5 protein-coding genes are annotated in these 3,372 nt (G+C 68.3%); 3 read left to right on the top strand and 2 right to left on the bottom strand.

From position 1 onward, the window contains the following. Positions 1-81: 81 nt before the first annotated feature. Together ABCR83_RS32475 and ABCR83_RS32470 are read right to left on the bottom strand one after the other, a co-directional pair. Positions 82-441, bottom strand: coding sequence for a DUF6086 family protein (locus ABCR83_RS32475; RefSeq protein WP_462698856.1), 360 nt, complete (start codon positions 439-441; stop codon positions 82-84). Positions 442-585: 144 nt separating this feature from the next. Beyond that, entirely contained in the window at positions 586-945 is a 360-nt protein-coding gene (locus ABCR83_RS32470; protein WP_462698855.1) for a hypothetical protein, read from the bottom strand. A 370-nt stretch (positions 946-1,315) separates the two neighbouring features. Here ABCR83_RS32470 and ABCR83_RS32465 point away from each other — a divergent pair, with 370 nt between their 5' ends. Genes ABCR83_RS32465 through ABCR83_RS32455 form a run of 3 tightly spaced genes read left to right on the top strand, consistent with a single transcriptional unit; the run spans position 1,316 to position 3,229 of the window. Next, positions 1,316-1,936 carry a DUF6230 family protein gene (locus ABCR83_RS32465; RefSeq protein WP_462698854.1) on the top strand — a complete coding sequence of 207 codons (621 nt, stop codon included), beginning with the start codon at positions 1,316-1,318 and terminating at the stop codon, positions 1,934-1,936. A gap of 1 nt (position 1,937) precedes the next feature. After that, the gene (locus ABCR83_RS32460; protein WP_462698853.1) at positions 1,938-2,546 is read left to right on the top strand and encodes a DUF6114 domain-containing protein; all 609 of its coding nucleotides are present in this window, start codon (positions 1,938-1,940) and stop codon (positions 2,544-2,546) included. Continuing rightward, positions 2,543-3,229, top strand: a complete 687-nt coding sequence (locus ABCR83_RS32455; RefSeq protein WP_462698852.1) for a hypothetical protein — start codon at positions 2,543-2,545, stop codon at positions 3,227-3,229. The genes ABCR83_RS32460 and ABCR83_RS32455 overlap by 4 nt, the downstream gene beginning before the upstream one ends. The last annotated feature ends 143 nt before the right edge of the window (positions 3,230-3,372 follow it).

Below are 3,372 nucleotides of genomic sequence, written 5' to 3'. Positions count from 1 at the left end.
CCGGATACCCCCCCCCCCCCCCCCCCCCCCCCCGGGGGGGGGGCCCCGCCCCGCCCCCCCCCCCCGCCCCCGGAATGGTGCCTACTTCTGCATCGGGAGATCCATCCTGTGGACCTCGGCAAGGTACTCGTTCTGCCGATCCGTCTCACCGGTGATGGCACCGCCGCCACGCTCAAACATGGCAATCGAGATCGGCAGCACACCATCGACGAGCATCCACAGATACTGGTGATAGCTCTCGGCTCGGAAGGCCAGCAGCTCCTTCAGGAACGCCTCGAAGGCGATCATGTCGATCTCGTACACCTCCCCGAGATCAGGGCCCGGCCCAGTGGGTTGCTTCAGCACGTCGGCAGCTACTGCGAGCATGCCGACGTACAGTTCCCCGACCGTTCTTGCCGGGCTCCAGACCATGTCTTCCCCGACCAGGAATACGTAGCTCAATCAGGCCGCCTCACTCGGATGGTGACATCCGGATACATGCCCCGCACCTCTCGAACCCGCTGTTCCACCACCGGCGTTGCCCGGGCAGCCCACCCCAAGTCGCGATCTTGGTCGGCGCCATGTGCCATTGAAAATTGATCACCGTTACCAGACCACGATCCCACCACCCTCGGCTCTGGCTCGCAGCGCGGCGGCAACGATGTTGTCGAAGCGCTTGGTGACGTAGTCGGCGTTGTAACCGCCCTGTCCAGCAAGGTGGTTGAGGTGCGCACGGATTACCTCACACTCGGCGAGGAAGTCATCGATCTCGTCCCGCTCAACGTAGAGGTCGTCGCCGTCAAGTTGTGCGAAGAACCGGGAGCCCAAGGCCCGAATCGCCTCGGATCCCCACAGCCGGGTCCGGGTGCTCTCGAAACCGGCCAGGGTGTTGCCGTACTCGGGGTCTTCCAGGAAGTCGCGACCGCCGTCGGCGTCGTAGACAAAGGTATGCACGAGGAGACTCATGGGCCGATTCTCACCAAACTCGGCACGACCAACCGCGCCCAGGCCGCCGTCCTCGCCGCCCGAACGGGCGTGACCCACTGAACGGCTCAACTCCCCTGTGCGCGACCGCCATCAGTCCCGGTCCCGACTCTTGCCAGTGGCCAGCGACACACTTACTCTCGGGTACACCTTTCTGGGGCGGCATGTTCGTACTACACGCGTTCGCCATATCGCACCCCTGATGCGGCGATTGCCCCCTACATGCCGTCCTCGGCACGTTTAAGCACCACAGCACCAGCTCCCCACGCACCACGCCACCACACCGGCAACGCCGGACGGCAAGCGCCGGCGGCGTTGCCCCACCGCTCACCGAGGGGACGGACAGCACAGCATGAAGGATGCTCAGGGAAGACAGGTGACGGGACGCGTCAGATGGCGGAAGTTCGCCGTGCTGGCCGTGCCCGGGTTCGCGGCCACGGCCGCACTGGCCGTGGCGCTCGCCCAAGGGGCGCTGGCCGCCTCGTTCGCCGTATCGGGCCAGGACTTCAAGGTTTCGGCGGACAGCCTGAAGGGCGAGGGCTTCGCCCAGTACGGCGGGGTGGACGGGACGGTCCGCAAGGAGATCATCCCCGTCGCCGTCACCGCCATCAAGGACGCCAAGCTGTACAACCTGTGCCAGTCGGTGGTGACCCATCTGGGCCCGTTCGGTGATATCACGCTGAAGCTGCACGCCGGTGGCGGTGACACACCGGTCAAGGCCACCGACCTCTTCGTCGACGCCACTCAGCTCGAGGGCAATGCCGAATTCGAGGACATCGAGATCGGCCGCGACGCCTCCATCCTCGACAAGGGGCCCAAGACCGCCAAGGGCCTGCAGGACGCCTTCGCCCAGCAGTCGAGGACCGTGAAGATCAACAACCTGCACCAGGTCGCCCGGGCGACCAGCGCCGGCACCTTCAAGCTCGCCGGTCTGAAGCTGGGTCTCTCCAAGGGCAAGGACGAGTGCTTCTGACGTGGCAGTAGGCACCGAGCCCGTCCGTGAGCAGCGTCACCCGTGGCGCACCTGGCGGCAGTGGCGCAAGGGCCGCCCCTTCTGGGGCGGCCTGATGTCCATCCTCGCCGGGGCGGAGATCTGCGCCATCCCGCTCGGCCCGGTCAAGGTCATGCTCATGCAGGGGATCACCGGCGTCCTGTCGATCCTCATGGGCCTGATCATGATCATGCTGGGCCTGAGCGCGTGGTTCGCGCCGCTCTACCGCATCTTCGCCGGGATCGTGACCGTGATGTGTGCGGCGGCCGCTCTGGTTCTCTCCAACCTGGGCGGCTTCCTGCTGGGCACCATCCTCGGTGTGCTCGGCGGCAGCATGATCTTCGCGTGGCAGCCGCTGCCGTCGGCCAAGCCGGACACCGCGGCGGACACCGGGCTCGACGCCATACCGCCGGAACCACCGGAACCACCGGAACCACCGGATCGACCCAGCGGGCCCGCCGGGTCCGAGGGGTTCGCGGGGGCCGAGGGGCCCGCGCCCGGGCTCATGGCCAATGAGTCCGAGGCCGCTCCAGGCCCCGCCCCCGTGCACCAGCACCCCCACGAGCACCTCCCTCCCAAGGAGTCGCCATGACTGTGCGCAGATCCCGCACCCGTGCTGTACTCGCCGCCGGTGCCGGCTTAGCCGTCGGCGCCGCTCTCACTCTGGTTGGTTCGGGCACCGCGACCGCCCGTACCCATGACGCCGGGTCGACCACCGTCACCCCCGCGGGGCACTCCTTCGCGGCCACGCTCAACGGTTCGGCCACCTTCCAGATCGGTGCGCTCACGGTGACGTGTACGACCTCCAGCTCCCAGCCGAGCGGCGGCAGCAACAACCAAGTGCCCGCGGCACCGGGCAACTTCAACCCCGCGGGGCCGGTCGCCAGTACGCTCAACCCGCCCACCTACACCAACTGCTCCGCCAATATGCCGGGCGTGGACGTGGCCATCACCACTTCCGGCACCTGGGGCGTCTCGATGCAGAACGGCTCCCCGATCAACGCGTCGCTGACCATTCCCACCGGCGGCTTCGTACTGCAGTCCAGCGGCCTGGCCACCTGCACGGTGACCGCTGCGCCCAGCGCGCCGGCGAGTTTCGACAGCGCCTTCACCAATGGCGCTCCGTCGCAGATCACCGTCACCAACGCGAACGTCCCGGTGAACGTCACCGGCGGCTTCGGCTGCCCGACGGCCTCCACGTCCTCGACGTTCAACGCCGTCTATGACGTCACCGACACCACCGACCCCTCCTCGCAGATCACGGTCGGCAGCTGACGCCCAATTCCCCTTCCGTAGGCCCCGGTTGCGGAACCGGGGCCTACCGGCGCGGAACCAGGGGTGGGGGGGGGGGGGGGGGCCCCGCCCCCCCCCCCCCCCCCCCCCCCCCCCCCCCCCCCCCCCCCCCCCCCCCCCCCCCC

Source organism: Streptomyces xingningensis (assembly GCF_054957865.1).
Note: the sequence above shows the minus strand (reverse complement) of the source record. Positions and strands in the feature narration are given on the sequence as shown.